The sequence below is a fragment of the Oleiphilus sp. HI0128 genome (assembly GCF_001635365.1).
In genome coordinates, this window is the sequence record NZ_LWGG01000343.1 from 1 (window position 1) to 2,791 (window position 2,791).

The following is a 2,791-nucleotide window of genomic DNA, read 5'->3' on the forward strand; positions in this document are numbered from 1 at the left end:
TTCCTATACAACAAGTCCTGTACATACTTTGGAAAGCTGGGTTAGCTTAGCGAAGCAGATTGAAGACTTGGGTGCAGATTCTATCGCTATTAAAGATATGGCCGGTACATTAACGCCTTATGCTGCTTCTGAGTTGGTTGGGCGTTTGAAAGCTCAGACTGATCTAGAAGTTCAATTACATGCACACGCGACTTCTGGCTTGTCAGATATGACAATTCTTAAAGCGGTTGAAGCAGGTATTGACCGTGTTGACACGGCTATTTCTTCAATGGCAATGACATACGGCCATACTGCGACTGAAAGTGTGGTTGCGGCATTGGCAGGTACTGGTCGTGATACTGGCTTGGACATGAAGCTTCTTGAAGAGATTGCTGCTTACTTCCGTAAGGTTCGTAAGAAGTACGCTAAGTTCGAAGGTTCATTGCGTGGTACTGATTCGCGAATTCTGATTGCCCAGGTTCCTGGTGGCATGTTGACCAACATGGAAAACCAGTTGAAAGAGCAGGGTGCTGCAGACAAATTTGATGCAGTGCTAGAAGAAATTCCACGTGTTCGTGAAGATCTTGGTCATATTCCTCTTGTAACACCTACTTCTCAGATTGTTGGAACCCAAGCGGTTCTGAACGTATTGACTGGCGAGCGCTATAAATCAATCTCTAAAGAGACTGCGGGTATTCTTAAAGGTGAATACGGTGCGGCTCCAGCTCCTTATAATAAAGAGCTACAGGATCGCGTTTTAGATGGTGGTGAAGCAATTACTTGCCGACCAGGAGACTTGCTTGAGCCAGAAATGGACAAGTTGACTGAGGAAGTTAAGAAACTTGCTGGCGAAAAAGGTATCAAGCTTGCTGATGAGACGGTCGATGATGTTCTGACTTATGCTCTGTTCCCTCAGATTGGTCTTAAGTTCCTAGAGAATCGTGACAATGCAGATGCATTTGAGCCGGTTCCAAGTGAAGATGACGTAAAAGCGGCAGCTAAGGGTGGTAAGGAAGTTTATACCATTAACGTTAGCGGTCAGTCTTACGTTGTTGAAGTTGAGGAAGGCGGTGATATCACAGGTATGGTTCCAGTTACTGGTGGTGCTCCTTTACAGGCTTCTGGTGGTGCGCCAGCAGCGGCTGCTCCTGCGGGTGGTGGTGATCCGGTTCCAGCTCCGTTAGCAGGTAACATCTTTAAGGTTGTTGCAACGCCTGGTCAAGTTGTTCAAGAGGGTGACTTGCTGTTGATTCTTGAAGCAATGAAGATGGAAACAGAAGTACGTGCACCACGAGCGGGTACTGTTGGAACGATTAGTGTCTCTGTTGGCGACTCAGTTGCCGTTGGCGATACTTTGATGACCTTATAAGGGTAGTCTGACAATGGAAAATATACTTAATTTATGGACCGGTAGTGGTCTTTATAATATCTCTATCGGCCAGTTCTCGATGATCGTTATTTGTCTCGGTCTTCTATATATGGCTATTAAAAAAGGCTTTGAGCCTTTGTTGCTATTGCCTATTGGTATGGGCGGGATATTGGCTAATATTCCAGAGGCTGGACTTGCTTTATCGGCCGCTGAAAATGCGATACATTTTCACAAGCCTGAAGTAATGATGGCTTTGGCAGAGGTTTTGAAAGTTCCTTTTGAAGCCGGTCAGGAAATGACGCAAGAGACCTTATATGCGTTTAAAGACGCTTATAAAATGGCAGATAGTGCTACTGCCGCTGCAGCTCATAACGTTGCTAGTGATGCGGGTTACGCTAATGGCATGTTGACAAACTTCTATAACGTAGTAATTGGCTCAATGGTTGGTCCTTTGCTTATCTTTATGGGTGTTGGTGCAATGACGGACTTTGGTCCAATGCTGGCTAACCCTAAAACTATTTTGCTAGGTGCTGCTGCGCAGTTTGGTATTTTCGGTACCGTTCTAGGTGCTGCTTTCCTCACAAGTATGCAAATTGGTGGTGTTTCATTTACGATTGAAGAAGCTGCTACGATCGGTATTATCGGTGGTGCAGATGGACCTACTTCTATCTTCGTATCAAGTGTACTAGCACCGCACCTATTGGGCGCGATTGCTGTCGCAGCTTATTCGTATATGGCGCTTGTTCCTGTTATTCAGCCTCCTATTATGAATGCTTTGACTACTCCTGAAGAGCGTAAGATTGAGATGGTTCAGCTTCGTACAGTTAATCAATTGGAAAAAATTCTTTTCCCGATTATTGTATTGATTCTGGTTGCACTTTGTCTTCCTGATGCTGCGCCTCTTTTGGGTATGTTCTGTCTTGGTAACTTGATGAAAGAGTCGGGCGTTGTGGACCGTCTTTCTGATACAGCCCAGAATGCTTTGATTAACATCGTAACTATTTTCTTAGGCCTTTCTGTTGGTTCTAAATTAAGTGCAGACAAATTCCTTGATTTTCAAACGCTGGGTATTTTGTTCTTGGGTATGGCTGCATTTGCAGTAGGTACCGGTACTGGTGTAATCATGGCTAAGTTGATGAACGTATTTAGTACTAACAAAGTTAACCCTCTGATTGGATCTGCTGGTGTATCAGCTGTTCCAATGGCTGCTCGTGTATCGAATAAGGTTGGTCTGGATAATAATCCTCAGAATTTCTTGTTGATGCATGCGATGGGGCCAAACGTAGCAGGTGTTATCGGTTCTGCAGTTGCTGCGGGCGTTATGATCAAGTTCTTAGGCTAGGAAGCCAGTAGTACTACTATAGAAACCCCGGCTTGTGCTGGGGTTTTTTTATTTGTGGGGCTAAGATAATAACTGTGAGATATCTTTTTATTGTTAACAGG

2 protein-coding genes are annotated in these 2,791 nt (G+C 44.5%); both read left to right on the forward strand.

Going from position 1 to position 2,791, the window contains the following annotated elements; translation table 11 throughout:
• Window positions 1-1,348: pyruvate carboxylase subunit B (locus A3763_RS04360; RefSeq protein WP_068759912.1), on the forward strand; the 1,348-nt coding region annotated here is incomplete at its 5' end.
• 13 nt (window positions 1,349-1,361) lie between these two features.
• Window positions 1,362-2,690: a sodium ion-translocating decarboxylase subunit beta gene (locus A3763_RS04365; RefSeq protein ID WP_068507864.1), complete on the forward strand. Its 1,329-nt coding sequence runs from the start codon at window positions 1,362-1,364 to the stop codon at window positions 2,688-2,690.
• Window positions 2,691-2,791 lie beyond the last annotated feature (101 nt).